This window comes from Devosia geojensis (genome assembly GCF_000969415.1).
Classification (GTDB): Bacteria; Pseudomonadota; Alphaproteobacteria; order Rhizobiales; family Devosiaceae; genus Devosia; species Devosia geojensis.
In genome coordinates, this window is record NZ_JZEX01000009.1 from 12726 (window position 1) to 27880 (window position 15155).

16 protein-coding genes are annotated in these 15155 nt (G+C 67.6%); 8 read left to right on the forward strand and 8 right to left on the reverse strand.

The features are described 5' to 3' along the window. Positions 1 to 29: 29 nt before the first annotated feature. From VE25_RS00160 to VE25_RS00175, 4 genes are all read right to left on the reverse strand, one after another. Positions 30 to 662, reverse strand: coding sequence for a LolA family protein (locus tag VE25_RS00160; RefSeq protein WP_046106547.1), 633 nt, complete (start codon positions 660 to 662; stop codon positions 30 to 32). A gap of 217 nt (positions 663 to 879) precedes the next feature. Then, positions 880 to 1938: a D-TA family PLP-dependent enzyme gene (locus tag VE25_RS00165; protein WP_046106548.1), complete on the reverse strand. Its 1059-nt coding sequence runs from the start codon at positions 1936 to 1938 to the stop codon at positions 880 to 882. A 6-nt stretch (positions 1939 to 1944) separates the two neighbouring features. Continuing rightward, positions 1945 to 2724 (reverse strand): SDR family oxidoreductase, encoded by a 780-nt coding sequence (locus VE25_RS00170; RefSeq protein ID WP_046106549.1) that lies wholly within the window; start codon positions 2722 to 2724, stop codon positions 1945 to 1947. Continuing rightward, the gene (locus VE25_RS00175) at positions 2721 to 3113 is read right to left on the reverse strand and encodes a RidA family protein (protein ID WP_046106550.1); all 393 of its coding nucleotides are present in this window, start codon (positions 3111 to 3113) and stop codon (positions 2721 to 2723) included. The genes VE25_RS00170 and VE25_RS00175 overlap by 4 nt, the downstream gene beginning before the upstream one ends. Before the next feature lie 218 nt (positions 3114 to 3331). On the opposite strand from VE25_RS00175, the gene VE25_RS00180 reads away from it, so the two are divergent. From VE25_RS00180 to VE25_RS00210, 7 genes are all read left to right on the forward strand, one after another. Continuing rightward, positions 3332 to 4807: a M81 family metallopeptidase gene (locus VE25_RS00180; RefSeq protein WP_046106551.1), complete on the forward strand. Its 1476-nt coding sequence runs from the start codon at positions 3332 to 3334 to the stop codon at positions 4805 to 4807. Positions 4808 to 4867: 60 nt separating this feature from the next. Next, positions 4868 to 6061 carry a class I SAM-dependent RNA methyltransferase gene (locus VE25_RS00185; protein WP_046106552.1) on the forward strand — a complete coding sequence of 398 codons (1194 nt, stop codon included), beginning with the start codon at positions 4868 to 4870 and terminating at the stop codon, positions 6059 to 6061. 77 nt (positions 6062 to 6138) lie between these two features. Beyond that, positions 6139 to 6852 (forward strand): purine-nucleoside phosphorylase, encoded by a 714-nt coding sequence (gene deoD, locus VE25_RS00190; protein WP_046106553.1) that lies wholly within the window; start codon positions 6139 to 6141, stop codon positions 6850 to 6852. Positions 6853 to 6893: 41 nt separating this feature from the next. After that, on the forward strand, positions 6894 to 7517 hold the full coding sequence (locus VE25_RS00195; protein WP_046106554.1) for a hypothetical protein: 624 nt from the start codon (positions 6894 to 6896) through the stop codon (positions 7515 to 7517). A 311-nt stretch (positions 7518 to 7828) separates the two neighbouring features. Next, complete coding sequence (locus tag VE25_RS00200; protein ID WP_046106555.1) at positions 7829 to 9196, forward strand: hypothetical protein; 1368 nt, start codon at positions 7829 to 7831, stop codon at positions 9194 to 9196. A gap of 83 nt (positions 9197 to 9279) precedes the next feature. After that, positions 9280 to 9999 (forward strand): COG3904 family protein, encoded by a 720-nt coding sequence (locus VE25_RS00205; protein ID WP_046106567.1) that lies wholly within the window; start codon positions 9280 to 9282, stop codon positions 9997 to 9999. Positions 10000 to 10078: 79 nt separating this feature from the next. Beyond that, entirely contained in the window at positions 10079 to 10378 is a 300-nt protein-coding gene (locus VE25_RS00210) for a hypothetical protein (protein WP_046106556.1), read from the forward strand. A 35-nt stretch (positions 10379 to 10413) separates the two neighbouring features. Here the strand turns inward: VE25_RS00210 and VE25_RS00215 are convergent, their stop codons facing one another. Together VE25_RS00215 and VE25_RS00220 are read right to left on the reverse strand one after the other, a co-directional pair. Further along, the gene (locus tag VE25_RS00215) at positions 10414 to 11643 is read right to left on the reverse strand and encodes a GGDEF domain-containing protein (protein WP_046106557.1); all 1230 of its coding nucleotides are present in this window, start codon (positions 11641 to 11643) and stop codon (positions 10414 to 10416) included. Positions 11644 to 11723: 80 nt separating this feature from the next. After that, the gene (locus VE25_RS00220; RefSeq protein WP_160299933.1) at positions 11724 to 12338 is read right to left on the reverse strand and encodes a DUF4893 domain-containing protein; all 615 of its coding nucleotides are present in this window, start codon (positions 12336 to 12338) and stop codon (positions 11724 to 11726) included. Between the two features lie 117 nt (positions 12339 to 12455). Between VE25_RS00220 and VE25_RS00225 the strand changes: the two genes are divergently transcribed. Continuing rightward, positions 12456 to 12839, forward strand: a complete 384-nt coding sequence (locus VE25_RS00225; protein ID WP_046106559.1) for a hypothetical protein — start codon at positions 12456 to 12458, stop codon at positions 12837 to 12839. 227 nt (positions 12840 to 13066) lie between these two features. On the opposite strand, the gene VE25_RS00230 is transcribed toward VE25_RS00225, so the two are convergent. Continuing rightward, positions 13067 to 13495 carry a metallopeptidase family protein gene (locus VE25_RS00230; protein ID WP_046106560.1) on the reverse strand — a complete coding sequence of 143 codons (429 nt, stop codon included), beginning with the start codon at positions 13493 to 13495 and terminating at the stop codon, positions 13067 to 13069. After that, positions 13486 to 14892 carry a 3-isopropylmalate dehydratase large subunit gene (gene leuC, locus VE25_RS00235; protein ID WP_046106561.1) on the reverse strand — a complete coding sequence of 469 codons (1407 nt, stop codon included), beginning with the start codon at positions 14890 to 14892 and terminating at the stop codon, positions 13486 to 13488. Before leuC ends, VE25_RS00230 begins: the two co-directional genes overlap by 10 nt. Positions 14893 to 15155: the final 263 nt, after the last annotated feature.

Genomic DNA, 15155 nt, shown 5'->3' on the forward strand with positions numbered 1-15155 from the left:
CAGATCTTTGATCCGCCGCGCTTCCCGGCCTAGCGGTTGGCCGGGTCGATCGCGGTGTAGGTGGCATCGATGTAGAAGAAGGAGCGCGGGATCTCGACGTTCTTCTCGACGTCGTAGAGCGAGAAGGTCAGCTCCGTGCCGTTGGGCTCGACGAGGCTCCACTGCGCCAGGTCAAGGGTCTCGGTGTCGAAGACGAGGGAGACCTCGACGGTGCCGGCCACCGTCTCGTCGACGATGGTGATGGTCATGTAGCCGTCGGCCGAGGCGACGCCGACGATGTTGGCCCGGAAGAGGTCGATCTGGTCGCCGAGGAACTGGCGCAGTGGAATGGTGTCCTGCGGGTAGGCGTAATAGGTCCTGTCGGCGCGGTTGAGGACGTAGAAGCCGCGTCCGACCGAGACGATCTCCTCGCGGCTCGGCGGATTGTAGCGGAACCGCACCTTGTCCGGGCGCTCGAGGAAGAAGGTGCCTTCCACCCGCCCGCCATTGGTGTCGATCTGCAGGAACCGGCCGGCCATGGTGCGGATGGCGGTGTTGTGGGCGCCGATATTGCGGATGAGCTCGGTTTCCTCGGCGGTCAGCGGAATGGTCTGCGCAAGGCCGGGGGTGGCCAGGGCGAAGAGGGCGGAGACCCCGAGAAGGAGCGCATCGCGGCGAATCATGGGCTGAACTTCTGGCTCGTTGCTTTCAAGGGACCCTAGAGCACTTCCTGGTTCGATGGAATCGAACCGGACGCTCCAGGCTATGTTTGGTCGCGTTTCCGAACCCCAAAAGCGGTGACCGCTTTTGCTGGAAACGCTCCAACCTAGAAATCAAATGCGGCAACAGCTGGAAGCCCTTGTTCACGCGGCGTTCATCGGTGGGCGGCGCCCGGCCCCCCTAATCCACCCGCCCGCGGGCCGCGACCGGCACGGTTTCCACCACCGCCTCGCCCTGCGTCAGGTTGACCACGTCGAAGAGGTTCGAGACCACGCAGCAGTGGTTGGGGACGATCCGCAGCTTCTCGCCGATCTTGGGTTTTTTGTCCGAGGCTGAAAGATCGATGGTGCCGTGTTCTTCGCTGAGCGACGTGATCACTGCGCCCGGGTAGCCCAGGACGTGACCAAATCCGGTCAGCCCGAGCGTGTCGCTGGTCAGCGCCTTAGAGCCGGCGTCGATGACGGCGCGCGTTTCCGTCGGGCGCGAGACGACGGTGGCGATCACCGTCAGCGCGCAATCGTCGAGCGTCGCGACACCCTTCTCCACCTGGTAGCGGTCCATGTAGATGTAGGTGCCGGGCCGATGCTCGGTGGCGACCTCCGCCTCGTGTGCGTGCCAGAGATCGGGCGTGCCGCCGTTGGAGATGATCTTCGCGGGCAGCCCGGCTTCCTCCAGCAGGCGTTTGCCCTCCGCCAGCCATCGCGCCGCCTCGGCGTATTTTCCCGCCGCCGGATAGGTCATGAGGCCGGCGAACGACAGGCCGGGCGAACCCGCGATGACCTTCGCCAGCTCCACCGCCGCTTGCGGGCTCTGCACGCCGCAGCGCCCCATGCCCGTGTCGCACTCGACCAGCACCTCGAGCGGCTTTTCGGCGCCTGCGAACGCTTCCGAAAGCCCTGCAACAGTCTCGGCGCTGTCCGCCGTCACGCGGATGGTGACGCGCTCGTTGAGCGCCTGCAGGCGCGCGAGCTTGGAGGCCCCAAGGATGTTGTACGGCAGGAAGATGTCCGCGATGCCGGCATCGGCCATCACCTCGGCCTCGCCGAGCTTCTGCACGGTGATGCCGATCGCGCCGAGCTCGATCTGCCGCTTGGCGAAGCGCGGGAGCTTGTGGGTCTTGATGTGGGGCCGCAGCCGCACCCCATGCGCATCGGCATAGTCCTGCGTGCGCTTGAGGTTCGCCTCGACCCTGTCGAGATCGATAAGCACGGCGGGGGTATCGACGTCGGCGATGTTCATGACGTTTCAGTTCTCTTGCGTCAGCACTTCGCTGACGAACCGCATGTTGCCCGCGGTCAATCCGGCGTCAACCGCGAGCGCCGTGCCGGTGATGCCGGAGGAGGCATCCGAGGCAAAGAAGATCACGGCGTTGGCGACTTCCGCGGGTGAAACGAGGCGCCCAAGGGGATAGTGCGGCAGCACCTTGTCGAGCAGCGCCGGGTTCTTTTCCAGCCGGTGGTCCCACGCCGGGGTGCGCACCGAACCCGGACACACCACGTTGGCGCGCACGCCCTTGCGTCCGCGCTCCAGCGCGATGGCCCTGGCGTAGGCGATGAGCCCCGCCTTGGCCGCCGAATAGGCCGGGTTGCCGTAATGGGCGAGGCCGTTGACCGAGGAGATGAAGACGACGCTGCCGCCGCCCCGCGCCGCCATCGCCTCGACGACGGGACCGGCGACCGCATAGGCGCCGTTGAGGTTGATGGCGAGTTCGGCTTCCCACACCGCCATATCGACCTGGCTCATGGTCTCGGCGCGGGTGAAGCCGGCGTTGGAAACGAGGATATCCGGCGCGCCGTGGGCTGAAAGGTGCGCGTTGAGGGCGGCCTGCGTGGCGGCGGTATCGGCGAGATCACAGTGCACCTGGCCGGCAAGGTCGAGCCCGTCGAGCATTTCCGCCTCGCGGTCGGCGCCGATGACCGCCGCGCCCGCCTCACGGAACGCGGCGACGAGCGCGCGCCCGATGCCGCCGCCCGCGCCGGTGATCAGCGCCGTCTTGCCGGCAAGACTGAACGGGGCCGTGCTCATTTGCCGTCCGGGGCCTTGTAGGCGACGCACTCGATCTCGACCTTGCAGTCGACCATCATGTGGCTCTGGACGCAGGCGCGCGCCGGCGGGTGCTCGCCGAAATAGCTCTTGTAGACGCCGTTGAAGCTCCAGAAATCGCGCGGATCGTCGAGCCAGACGCCGCAGCGCACCACGTGCTCGAGCCCGTAGCCGGCTTCTTCGAGGATGGCGATGATGTTCTGGATGGTCAGGTGCGTCTCCTCGACGATCGAACCCCTGACGATCTCGCCGTCTTTCATCGCCACCTGCCCCGAGACGTAGAGCCAGCCGTCGGCCTGAACCGCGCGGGCGAAGGGCAGGGTCTGGCCACCGGCGCCGGCCTTCTCGGCGCCATAGCGAATGATCGACATCTCGCAGGTCTCCCGTCGGAATAAATGTAAGCGAATTTCTTGATGAGGAGCAGAATACGGTATCCGGGCGCGTCCGCAGCCCCAAAATCGCGATTTTCATGTAAATTTCTTACGTGAAGTGGTCATGGAGCCATGCTAGGTTCGCCGGACGTCAAGCTCCGCGCCGCTCCTTGCCCTCTTATCCGGCCGGTTGGCACTTGCGCAAAGGAAGCGTTCCCGTGCGTCTCTTCACCGCTGCCCTCGCCACCGAGACCAATACGTTCTCTCCGATCTGCATCGACCGCAAGGCCTTCGAGGCCTCGCTCTATGCCCCGCCGGGCGAACATCCGGAAACGCCGACGCTCTGCTCGGCGCCGATCACCGTCGGGCGCCGGGTCTGCCGCGAGAAAGGATGGACGCTGATCGAGGGGACGGCCGCCTGGGCGGACCCGGCGGGCCTCGTCAACCGAGAAGCCTATGAGGGGCTGCGCGACGAGATCCTCGACCAGTTGCGCGGGGCGCTGCCGGTCGACGGCGTGGTGCTCGGGCTTCACGGCGCGATGGTGGCAGCCGGCTATGACGACCCCGAGGGCGATTTCCTCTCCCGCGTGCGCGAGATCGTGGGGCCCGATGTCCTTGTCTGCGCCGAGCTCGACCCGCACAGCCACATGACCGCCAGGCGCGCGGCGGCGGCCGACTTCTTCACCGTCTTCAAGGAGTTCCCGCACACCGACTTCGTCGAGCGGGCCGAGGACCTCTGGCGGATCGCCGTGGAACGGCTCGAAGGGCGGGCCAGGCCGGTCATGAGCGTCTTCGACTGCCGGATGATCGACGTCTTCCCGACCTCGCGCAACCCGATGCGCGCCTTCGTCGACCGGCTCTATGCGATGGAGGAGACCGAGCCCGGCGTGCTCTCCATCTCCGTCATCCACGGCTTCATGGCCGGTGACGTGCCGGAGATGGGCACCAAGGTGGTGGTCGTCACCGACAATGACAGGCAAAAGGGCGCGGCGCTAGCCGAAAGGCTCGGACGCGAGCTCTATGCGCTACGCGGCACCTTCATGATGCCGCAGTTCGACGAGACGGCGGCCGTCGCGCGGGCACTGGCGGCCGAAAAGGGTCCGGTGGTCATTACCGACATGTGGGACAATCCCGGCGGCGGCACCGCAGGGGACGCGACGGTCATCCTCGGCGAGCTCATCGCGCGCGGTGCGAGGGACGTGGCGGTCGGCACCATCTGGGACCCGATCGCGGTGCAGATCTGCTTTTCGGCCGGCGTCGGCGCCGAGATCCCCCTGCGCTTCGGCGCCAAGTCGGCCCCGTTCACCGGCGACCCCATCGACAAGCGCGTCCGGATCGAGCGGCTCGAGCGCGATGCCGAGCAGCGCTTCGGGGACGCGCGGGTGCCGATGGGCGATTGCGCGCTCGTTGCCTTCGACGGCATCGAGGTGATCCTCAACTCCACCCGCGCCCAGACCTGGGACCATTCGGTATTCGGCGCCATGGGGATCGACCCGAGAACGAGGAAAATCCTCCTCATCAAGTCGACCAACCACTTCTACGATTCGTTCTCGAAGATCGCGTCCGAGATCGTCTACTGCTCGGCCGGCCGGCCCTACCCGAACGATCCCAAGACGACGCCCTACCTCAAGGCGCGGCGGGACATCTGGCCGATGGTCGAGGATCCCTGGGGCGACCTCGCCAACGTCGGGTAGACGCGGGGGCGGCAATACGTGGTATGGGGTGGCCGAACAGCCACCTGCCGCCACGTGCCCATGACCATCGCCACCATCACCAGCCTCGGCCACAAGGGCGAGGGGATCGCCGAGATCGACGGCAGGCGCGTCTTCGTGCCGCTGGCGCTCGCCGGCGAGCGGGTGCGCCTGGAGACCGAGGGCGAGCGGGGAACGCTTATCGAGGTTCTGGAGGCCAGTACCGATCGCGGCGACCCGTTCTGCCCGCATTTCGGCGTCTGCGGCGGCTGCCAGCTCCAGCATCTCTCCCGGCCGGCCTATGAGGCGTTCAAGATCGCGCTCATCGAAACGCCCCTGCGGCACCAGGGCATCGATGCCTCCGTCACCGGTTTCGTTGATGCCGCCGGTACGGGCCGCCGCCGTGCGACGCTCCATGCCCGCAACGAGGGCGCCGGCTACATGCGCTTGCGCAGCCACGAGGTCGCCGACATCGACCGCTGCCCGATCCTGGTGCAGGCGCTCGCCCGCGCGCCCGAGATCGCCCGCGCCGTCCACGCGGCGGTCGGCGAGGCGGACGTGGCGTTCACCGCGACATTGACCGGCCTCGACATTGCTGTCCGCACTGAAAAGAAGCGTGCCGACGGCAACCGGCTGATGCCGCTGATGGCGCGCTTCGGGCTTGCGCGGCTTGCGCTCAACGGCGAGCTCCTGGCGCAGGCGGCCAACCCACGTATCCGCATGGGGCGGGCCGAGGTGGAGCTGCCCATCGGCAGCTTCCTGCAGGCGACGGACGCGGCCGAGGAGGCGCTCGCCGCCTATGTCGTGAACGCCGTCGGCAAGGCGAAAACCGTCGCCGATCTCTTCTGCGGCATCGGCCCTTTCGCGTTGCGGCTGGCCGAGAAGGCGCGGGTGACGGCCCATGACAGCGACAGGGCCGGCATCGCCGCGCTCGACAAGGCCGCCCGGCACACCTCGGGCCTGAAGCAGATCGCCGCCAAGGCGCGCGATCTCTTGCGCGATCCCGTCACCCGCTTCGAGCTTGCCGGTTTCGATTGCGTCGTGCTCGATCCGCCCCGGGCCGGCGCCGAGGCGCAGACGCGCGAAATCGCGGCTTCGAAACTGAAGCACGTTGTGATGGTTTCCTGCGACCCACGCACCTTCGCGCGCGATGTGCGCCTTCTCGCCGATGCCGGCTTTGCGCTCGACAACCTCGTCGCCGTCGACCAGTTCGCCTGGTCGACGCATATCGAGATTGCGGCGACCTTGCGCCGGTAGGCCGCCTCTGGACACCTCGCCCCCCTTGCGGCAGGTTCGGCGGAATTTTTACCGATCGGACGAGAAGAGGATCGCCCATGACCCCGCACAACCATGCCCAGCCGGGCGACTACGCCGAAGCCGTGCTGCTGCCGGGCGATCCGCTGCGGGCCAAATGGATCGCCGAGACGTTCCTCACCGATGCCAAACCGGTCAACTCGGTGCGCAACTGCCTCGGCTTCACCGGCACCTACAAGGGCAAGCGCGTCTCGGTGCAGGCAACGGGCATGGGCCAGCCCTCGCTCTCCATCTACGTGCACGAGCTCATCAACAGCTATGGCGTCAAGACGCTCATTCGCGTCGGCACCTGCGGCGGCCTCAACGCCCGGGTCAAGGTGCGCGACGTGATCCTCGCCCAGGCGGCGTCCACCGACAGCGCCATCGTCAAGGACCGGTTCGGGCCCTACAACTTCGCCCCTATCGCCGATTTCGGCCTGTTGCGCGCCGCGGCCGAGAAGGCGGAAGCGGCCGGCCTCAAGATCCATGCCGGCAACATGCTCTCCTCCGATATCTTCTATCATCGCGAACCGGGGCTCGAGGGCTACGGCCTGCTGCCCGACCACGGCGTCATCGGCGTCGAGATGGAGGCGGCGGCGCTCTATACGCTGGCCGCCCGCTTCGGCGTCAAGGCGCTGGCTATCTGCACCATGACCGACTGCCTTATCACCGGCGAGGAGATCAGCGCCGATGCGCGCCAGACCTCGCTCACCGACATGGTGACCCTGGCGCTGGAGGTTGCGATCGAGGCCTGAGGCACCTATCTCGGCAGCAGCCACCAGCAGGACTTGATGCCATGACCGTTCTCGATCGACTCGCGGGCGCCCTCGAACGACGCGACGAGCAGCCGAACGTGGCGCTTGCCGAGGACCTCGCGCAGAAGGCCGACAAGGCCGCCATCGACGAGCTTATCGGCGTTCTGCGCACCAGCAGCGACAAGCGGCAGAAGAACGATGCGCTCAAAGTCCTCTACGAGGTCGGCGAGCGGCGGCCCGAGCTCATCGCGCCCTATGCCGAGGAGTTCCTCTCGCTTCTTGCCAGCCACACCAACCGCCAGGTCTGGGGCGCCATGCAGGCGCTCGAGGCCATCGCCGAGCAGCGGCCGGAAACGATCCTCGAATCGCTGCCGCAGATCATCGCGGCGGCCGACAGGGGCTCGGTCATCGCCAACGACAGCTGCACGGCCATCCTCGTCAAGCTCGCCGCCATGGGCCATTCCGAGACGGTGCCGATCCTTCTCGAGCGGCTGAAGAAAGCCGCACCCAACCAGTTCCCGACCTATGCCGAGGAAACCGCGGCGGTCCTCACCGAAGAGGCCAAGCCCGGGTTCCTCGCCGTCCTCAAGCAGCGCATCACCCAGATCACCCAGCGCTCCAAGCGCGAGCGGGTGGAGCGGCTGATGCGCAAGATGGGCGGGTAGCGCGGCCCCATCGTGGCCAGGGCGAGAAGAACCCCTCACCCTGACCCTCTCCCCGGAGGGGCGAGGGGACGCTGTGGAGGCGTCTGTGCTTTCCACATGCACGGGACTTCACCTCGCCCCTCCCGGGAGAGGTCGGCGCGTAGCGCCGGGTGAGGGGTGCGGAGCCGATATGATGCATCCATACCAGCGACACACCTCCAAACTCACGCAAACGTCAGCGCCGGTGCGTTCCGCCGCTCTCAGCCGCCTATTTCTTGCCGGCTTCGCCGTGTTAACCTCCCGGCAAGGTCCAATCGGGGGCAGCTCACGCCATGAACCTGCGCAACAACGCCGTCCGTCTCGCCGAGACCGTTCGCGGGGTCGAGACGATGTCCCGCTTTGCGCTGGCGGTCCTCGCCCTCGCCTCCGGCGTCTACACCTATCTGGGCGTACGCGGCCTCCTCGACGGGTCGGCGACCTTCGTCTTCTTTGCCGCCATCGTCTATTCGGCCGCCGTCTCGGTCGCCATCTACGCGTTCTGGACGTTCATGCTGCGCTTCGTGCCGCTGGTCGTCTCGGGCTTCCAGCGCATCGGGCTCTTCGTCGTCATGGGCATAGGCTGCGCCATGATCATCGCCATGAGCTCGTGGCTCAACGCCGCCGCGCTCGCCGGTTCCGCCGCCCTCGAGCAGCACATGGCGGTGACCCTCCAGGGCTATGCCGAGGATCTCGACCGCGCCCACGCCAACGCGCTCTCCGCCCAGAGCCTGCTGCCGGACGTGCTGCGCGCTTCCGAGCGTTTCGAGCGCCTGGCGCTCAACGAGCGCGAGAGCGGGGCGCTGACCGGCACGCAGGGCTCGGGCAGCGTCGTGCAGCTCCTCTCGCAGATGAGCGCGCAGATGGACGAGCTCGCCGCCAGCATCACCGGCTCGCGCGCCGAGGTGCAGGGGCTCTTCGATGAGGGCAGCGCCCGCCTCGCCGCCATGCGCGAGCTCGTTTCGACGCCCGGCGACATCGAGCCGCGCTCCGACCAGTTCTCGTCCGAGGCGGTGCAGCTGACCGCCGTCATCGCCGCCCTGCAGCAGACGAGCGTCGCCCCCTCGGTCAAGCGCGCCGCCGCCGATCTTTCGGCCGGCTTCATCGCGCCTGTCGCCGACGGGCGCTCGGCCGACCTCGCCTCGCGCCAGGACCAGGTGATGGAAACGGTGCGCACGTCCGTGGCCGCGCAGTCGGCGGCGCTTTCGGCCGCGGCCGACGAGATCCTGGCGCAGGAGCCGGTGGCCCAGCGTCGGTTCGTCCCGCTCTCCAGCGCCGAGGCGGTCATCCGCTACTGGTCGGATTTCGTCCCCTCCTGGGCCGGCGCCATCTCCATCGACCTGCTGCCGGTCGTGCTGGTGCTGGTGCTCATGGTCGTCCACGACGCCATGCGGCGCGATGCCGAGGCCATGGACGAGGCCGAAACGGTCACCGCCGCCGAGATGCTGCGCGCGCTCGCGCTCTACCGTCAGCTCAATGGCGGCGAGCCCGTGCCGGCCGCGACGCCGGCCGATCCACCGGCCAACGATACCCAGGAGCCGGGCGAGCCATCCGCGCCTGCGGCCGCGTCTCCCGTTGCCGCCACGCCTGAAACGGCCGACGGCACCGTCACCCCGATCGACGCCGCCCAGCGCAAGCGCGGCGAAGCGCCGGTTCGGCCATGACGGCGGGCCATGCGCGCCGGGGCGGGACAGGGCTCGGCGTCCGTGCCGCGCGCTGGTTCGCCGGGCTCGACGACGGCGCCATCATGCGCGCCGCCTTCTTCTCGCTGCTCGCCGGCACGCTCGCCATCCTCTATGTCGACTATACCGAGCTCACCGCCTGGGCCCCCGAGAGCTTTGCGGCGCCGCTCGAGCCCATCCTGCCGCCATCACGGCCGGAAGCGGCGGACGGTGGCGCAACTCCCGCCATCACATCGGATCGGCAGGTGCTCCAGGCGCCGCTCGCCATCACCCTCGCCGGCGGGGGAGAGCTTCGCCTCACCGGCACTCTCGATCCGGGTTCGGCCGAGCGCTTCGCCGCCGAGGTCGAAGCGCGGGGCGAATACGTCGAGACGGTGGTGCTCGAATCCCCCGGCGGCTCGGTGCGCGACGCGCTCGCCATCGGCGCCCTCATCCGCGATCGCGGCTTTGCCACCCGCGTCGCGGCAGGGGCGCTCTGCGCCTCGTCCTGCCCCATCGTCTTCGCCTCGGGCGCCGAGCGGGTCGCCGAGCCGGATGCCGCCATCGGCGTCCACCAGGTCTATGCCAGCGCCATCGGCGGGGATGCGCGGGCCCTCGCCCAGGCGCCGGGCGTCGCGATGGCGCAGGCGCAGGAAATGACCGCCGAGATTACCCGGCACCTGACGGCGAGCGGCGTCGACCCGGCGCTGTGGCTGCACGCGCTCGAAACCCCGCCCGACAGGCTCTATTATTTTACCGCCGAGGAGATGGCCGCGTTCGATCTCGTCACAACCTCGCCGTCATGACGGCATAATCTCTTCACAAATGCGGAACCGGGGGAGGGCCGGGACCGTTCATCGGAACCATTGCGGAAGGGAGGCCACAATGCACGATACCCACACATTGACCCGGCATCGCGACATCCAGAGCTGGGTGAGCGGACACCGCGGCATACCCGCGATCGCCCGGGTGCGCGACCATCTCGGGGAGATGCGGGCGCGACTATGCCTGAGCTTCGAGCGCAAGCGCCGCTCGAACGACGACAGGACCCGGATCGACGACGGCATGAGCCCGTGTTCATGGACCGCCTGGCTCGCCGAGCTCGACCGGCAGAACCTTGCCCTCAAGGTATCGGGCAGCGACAAGCCCGAGTTCGAGTTCGTCGACCGGCGCCAGGCGAACTAGACTGCAAATTTGATGGAAGCCTGAGCCGAAGCGCTCTATCCGGCCAGGTCCCCCTGCCGCATCCGCTCTAGGGGCCGCGCAAGGGTTTCGAGCGGATGCTCGGGCATGGCGTCGGGCGCCGCCACCTGCACGCGGTCGCGTCCGTCGCGCTTGGCCTGGTAGAGCGCCGCATCCGCGCGCCGCAGTGCATCCGAGTGACTGTCGCCGGGCCCGACCTGCGCGACCCCCATGCTGACCGTCGCGCGCATTGCGCCGGTGAGGAACGCGAAATCGATGGCGCCGAACCGCGTCCTGACGTTCTCGGCGAAGAGCCTTGCCCCCGAGGCTTCGACTCCCGGCATGAAGATGCCGAACTCCTCGCCGCCGAGCCGCCCGACGACGAAGTGCTCGCCGGCCGCTTCCTTCAGAAGCGTGGCGAAGGCGGCGATCACCTCGTCGCCGCTGTCGTGGCCGTAGCTGTCGTTGATGGCCTTGAAGTTGTCGAGGTCGGCGATGATCATCGCGCCCGGCAGGCCGGTGCGGCGCAGCATCGCGATGCCGGGCCCGACCCGGTCGTCGAACCCGCGGCGGTTGTAGAGGCCCGAGAGCTTGTCGGTCTCGGAGCGGGCCGTCATCTCCTCCATGAGGTCGCGCACGAGGATGAGGAGGATGAGCAGGCCGTTGGCGATGAGCAGGAACGCGCCGACGGTCTGCGAGATCGCCGCATAGGTCGAGGTGATGTAATCCTGCGGGCGCGCGCCCGAGCCGATGGCGGCGGCGAGCAGGGGCTTGGCCAGGAACTGCAGGGCGCTGAGGGCAAAGAGCGCGGCAAGGATCAGGTCGAGCGTGCGCCTCGCCTTCTGGCGCAGGATCACCCAGGCGCCGACGGCCATCACCACCGCATAGGGCGACTGGTAGAGCACCATGCGGGCAAAGCTCTCGCGCGGCCAGCCGATGATGACGACGATCATTGCCGTCGACGCCGCGAGGATGCACCCAAGCAGGCGCCACGGCACCGGCTGGCGGTAGTGCCGGGAAAGGCCGACGACGATGAGGAGCGTTGCCAGCAGGAAATCGAAGAAGATGCCGATGCCGACGAGCCGCGGATCCTCCTGGAACGGCAGGATGAATTCGAGCACGACGTTGAAGATGCCGAGCGCGTAGGCGGCGCTCAACCACCGCGCCGCGTCCGAGGTCTTCTGGAACGCTGCCACGACGCCGAAGGACACCGCAAAGATTGCGGCGATGAAGAGATTGATGGCGAGGACAAACGTGGCGGCGCTCATTGGGGTCTCGCAGATAGACCCAAGCTAACGCATCGGAAAAGAGAAGGCGTTAACGACTTTGACTTTTTTCGGGCACATTCCTACTCGCCCGCATCCGGCAACAGCACGATAACATCGTGGAAGGATTCAAGGTGCGGCGAAGGCAGTTCCAGCACGAAGCTCTGCCCGTCCGCGCTGACCTTGTAGAGGCATCCGACCTGGTCGCGTTCGCTCGCCCCGTCGTAGGCGACCGGTCCCTCGTCGGCGTAGTTGAGGGCGCCGCGATAGAAATAGCCGTCGCCGGAAGGCTCCAGATGCCCGGAAAAGCGCTGGGAGCCCGTGGTCTTCTCGATGCCGTAGCCGCCGCCTTCCGCCGCCTCGATACGGCAGTCGAAGAACTGGTAGGCAACGAGCGGCGAGATGCCGCCGAGCTTGACCGTGCGGCAGCGGTAGTCGCCCTCGGGCAGTTCGCCGGCCGCCGCCAGGCCGTTGGCATAGAGGCCCGAAACGATCTGGCGCGCCTCACCGTCCGCCTCGGTCATCGCCGCCGCGAGACCACGCAGGCGTGACCACTCGAGACCGGCGAGCCGCTCCTCGTCCGCCGCCGAGAGCGCGTCGGCCGGCGCCGTGCACGCGGCGACGCCCTGGCCAAGCGCCGGGCCGGCGGCCGCAACCAGCATGAGAGCGAGGCCGAGGGTGCGCAAAGACGGGCTCATGGGCATCTCCGGGGGTTGAATGCGGGGCCGGGCGGGCGCAGCATGGGGTGGTTGCGAGCGCGAAACTCTCCATATGATGCAGGCGTTGAGTCAACACGCAAGTTTCGGAGGTGCCCTATGGCCAAGATCCTGACGAACCGCGACGACATCCGCCAGTGGGTGAGCGCGCGCGGCGGAAACCCGGTGCTGATGGAGGTGCCGGCGGGCTCGTCGAGCCGCACCATCCTGCAGCTCACCTTCGGTCAGGATGCGCTCAACGCCTCGGGCAACCAGGGGCCGGACCGGGTGGGCGGCTTCCAGCTCGTCAGCTGGGACGAATGGTTTTCCGCCCTCGACGAGAACGGCCTGGCGCTGCGTGTTTCCGACGACCCATCCGGCGGCAACGAGATCGAATACGAGTTCGTCGCCCGCGAGGAAGCGGACCGGCAGACGACCGACGCCGCCAAAAAGCCCGCCGCCGTCACCGTGCAGCCGCCGGGCCGGCCCTTGCCGGACGAGTAACGTGGAGCCGCGTTTCGGGCTCTGTCGAAGGGCACCGATCGCCACATCCCCGGCTGTCATCCCGGAGGCCGGGATCCAGTACACGCCGGCGGAGCGGTTCAAGCGCGGAGTGTGTGGCCAAGATCCTTTGCAGGAGCCCAAGCCGCGTCGTTTACTGGGCCCCGGCTTTCGCCGGGGTGACATTGGTTTGGGTTGAAACGACGGTGCGCCGCCGGAGCTGAAGAAGCCTACTCCCCGCGCTCGGCCGCGTCCTCGATCGCTTCCATGTCTTCGTCTGAGAAGCCGAAATGGTGGCCGATCTCGTGGATGAGGACGTGGGTGACGATCTCGCCCAGCGTATCCTCGTTCTCGGCCCAGTAGTCGAGGATGGGGCGGCGGTAGAGCCAGACGCGGTTGGGCATCTGCCCGGTCTGCGGCATGTCGCCGTCCTGGGCGCGCCCGACGCCCTCGAAAAGGCCCATCAGGTCGAAGGGGCTTTCGAGCCCCATTTCCTCGAGCACCTCTTCGTCGGGGAAGTCGGCGACGCGGCAGGTGACATCGGCAGCAAGTTCACGGAACTCGGCCGGCAGGCCTTCGAGCGCGGCGAGCGCCAGCTGCTCGAAGTCCTCGAGCGAAGGCGCGAGGCGCTCGGCCCATTCGTTCACCCTTACCGCCACTCGCGGATGTCGACGAAGTGGCCGGCGACGGCCGCCGCGGCGGCCATGGCGGGCGAGACGAGGTGCGTGCGGCCCTTGAAGCCTTGGCGGCCCTCGAAATTGCGGTTGGAGGTCGAGGCGCAGCGCTCCTCGGGCTTCAATTTGTCCGGGTTCATGGCAAGGCACATCGAGCAACCCGGCTCGCGCCACTCGAAGCCTGCGTTCTTGAAGACGACGTCGAGCCCCTCGGCCTCGGCCTGGGCCTTCACCAGCCCCGAGCCCGGCACGACCATGGCCGAAACATGGGACGCGACCTTGCGGTCGCCGATCACGGCGGCGGCGGCGCGCAGGTCCTCGATGCGCCCGTTGGTGCAGGAGCCGAGGAACACCCGATCGAGCTTGATGTCGGTGATCCTGGTGCCGGGCTTTAAACCCATATAGTCGAGCGCCCGCCATTTGGAGGCGCGCTTGGTCTCGTCGGCGATGTCGTCCGGGTTGGGCACGACGCCGGTCACCGAGATCACGTCCTCGGGCGAGGAGCCCCAGGAAACGATCGGCGGGAGCTTGCCGGCGTCCAGCACCACGACCTTGTCGAAATGGGCGCCGTCGTCCGAATAGAGCGTCTTCCAGTAGTCGAGCGCCATGTCCCAGGCGGCGCCCTTGGGTGCGCGGGGGCGGTCCTTCACATAGGCGAAGGTCTTCTCGTCCGGGGCGATGAGGCCGGCGCGCGCGCCCCCTTCGATCGTCATGTTGCAGACGGTCATGCGGCCTTCCATCGAGAGCGAGCGGATGGCTTCGCCGGCGAACTCGATGACATGGCCGGTGCCGCCGGCAGTGCCGATCTCGCCGATGATGGCAAGGATGATGTCCTTGGCGGTAACGCCGGGCGGCAGCTGCCCGTCGACGCGCACCAGCATGTTCTTGGCCTTCTGCTGGATCAGCGTCTGGGTCGCCAATACATGCTCGACCTCGGAGGTGCCGATGCCGTGGGCCAGCGCGCCGAAGGCGCCATGGGTCGAGGTGTGGCTGTCGCCGCAGACGATCGTCATGCCCGGCAGCGTGAAACCCTGTTCGGGGCCGACGATATGGACGATGCCCTGACGCACGTCGTGGGCGTCGTAATACTCGATGCCGAAGTCACGGGTGTTCTCGGCGAGGGCGGCGATCTGCGTGGCGCTCTCCGGGTCCGGGTTGGGCAGCGATCGGTCGGTCGTTGGCACGTTGTGGTCGACGACCGCCAGGGTGCGCTCGGGGTGGCGGACCTTGCGCCCGTTCATGCGCAAGCCCTCGAAGGCCTGGGGGCTGGTCACCTCATGGACGAGGTGCCGGTCGATATAGAGAAGCGAGGTGCCGTCTTCGTTGTTCTGGACCAGGTGGTCGTCCCAGATCTTGTCGTAAAGCGTGCGTGCCTTGGTCATCTCGCGGTCAATCCATATCGGCTAAGCCACGGTGAGCGCACGGACGTGCACTCCACCAGATTGGAGCCGTTCTAAGCCGCAGCCAGGCAGTGGTCAAGACACAACCGTACTCACGGGTACGGCATCGGAAGTGGTCTGACGTGGGCGTCGATGGTCCCGCAAGCGCGATCGGCCTCCCTCCCCCTTGAGGGGAGGGAATGAGGGTTGTCTCGTATACACATCTGACGGTGCCGAGGAGCGATCTAGTTGAGCTTTCTGTGGTG

Excerpts from the sequence above, each read along its gene's own strand:
- VE25_RS00160 (WP_046106547.1), bottom strand. The coding sequence starts at position 662 with ATGATTCGCCGCGATGCGCTCCTTCTCGGGGTCTCCGCCCTCTTCGCC.
- VE25_RS00165 (WP_046106548.1), bottom strand. The coding sequence starts at position 1,938 with ATGAACATCGCCGACGTCGATACCCCCGCCGTGCTTATCGATCTCGAC.
- VE25_RS00170 (WP_046106549.1), bottom strand. The coding sequence starts at position 2,724 with ATGAGCACGGCCCCGTTCAGTCTTGCCGGCAAGACGGCGCTGATCACC.
- VE25_RS00175 (WP_046106550.1), bottom strand. The coding sequence starts at position 3,113 with ATGTCGATCATTCGCTATGGCGCCGAGAAGGCCGGCGCCGGTGGCCAG.
- VE25_RS00185 (WP_046106552.1), top strand. The coding sequence starts at position 4,868 with ATGACCATCGCCACCATCACCAGCCTCGGCCACAAGGGCGAGGGGATC.
- deoD (WP_046106553.1), top strand. The coding sequence starts at position 6,139 with ATGACCCCGCACAACCATGCCCAGCCGGGCGACTACGCCGAAGCCGTG.
- VE25_RS00195 (WP_046106554.1), top strand. The coding sequence starts at position 6,894 with ATGACCGTTCTCGATCGACTCGCGGGCGCCCTCGAACGACGCGACGAG.
- VE25_RS00200 (WP_046106555.1), top strand. The coding sequence starts at position 7,829 with ATGAACCTGCGCAACAACGCCGTCCGTCTCGCCGAGACCGTTCGCGGG.
- VE25_RS00205 (WP_046106567.1), top strand. The coding sequence starts at position 9,280 with ATGCGCGCCGCCTTCTTCTCGCTGCTCGCCGGCACGCTCGCCATCCTC.
- VE25_RS00210 (WP_046106556.1), top strand. The coding sequence starts at position 10,079 with ATGCACGATACCCACACATTGACCCGGCATCGCGACATCCAGAGCTGG.
- VE25_RS00215 (WP_046106557.1), bottom strand. The coding sequence starts at position 11,643 with ATGAGCGCCGCCACGTTTGTCCTCGCCATCAATCTCTTCATCGCCGCA.
- VE25_RS00220 (WP_160299933.1), bottom strand. The coding sequence starts at position 12,338 with ATGAGCCCGTCTTTGCGCACCCTCGGCCTCGCTCTCATGCTGGTTGCG.
- VE25_RS00225 (WP_046106559.1), top strand. The coding sequence starts at position 12,456 with ATGGCCAAGATCCTGACGAACCGCGACGACATCCGCCAGTGGGTGAGC.
- leuC (WP_046106561.1), bottom strand. The coding sequence starts at position 14,892 with ATGACCAAGGCACGCACGCTTTACGACAAGATCTGGGACGACCACCTG.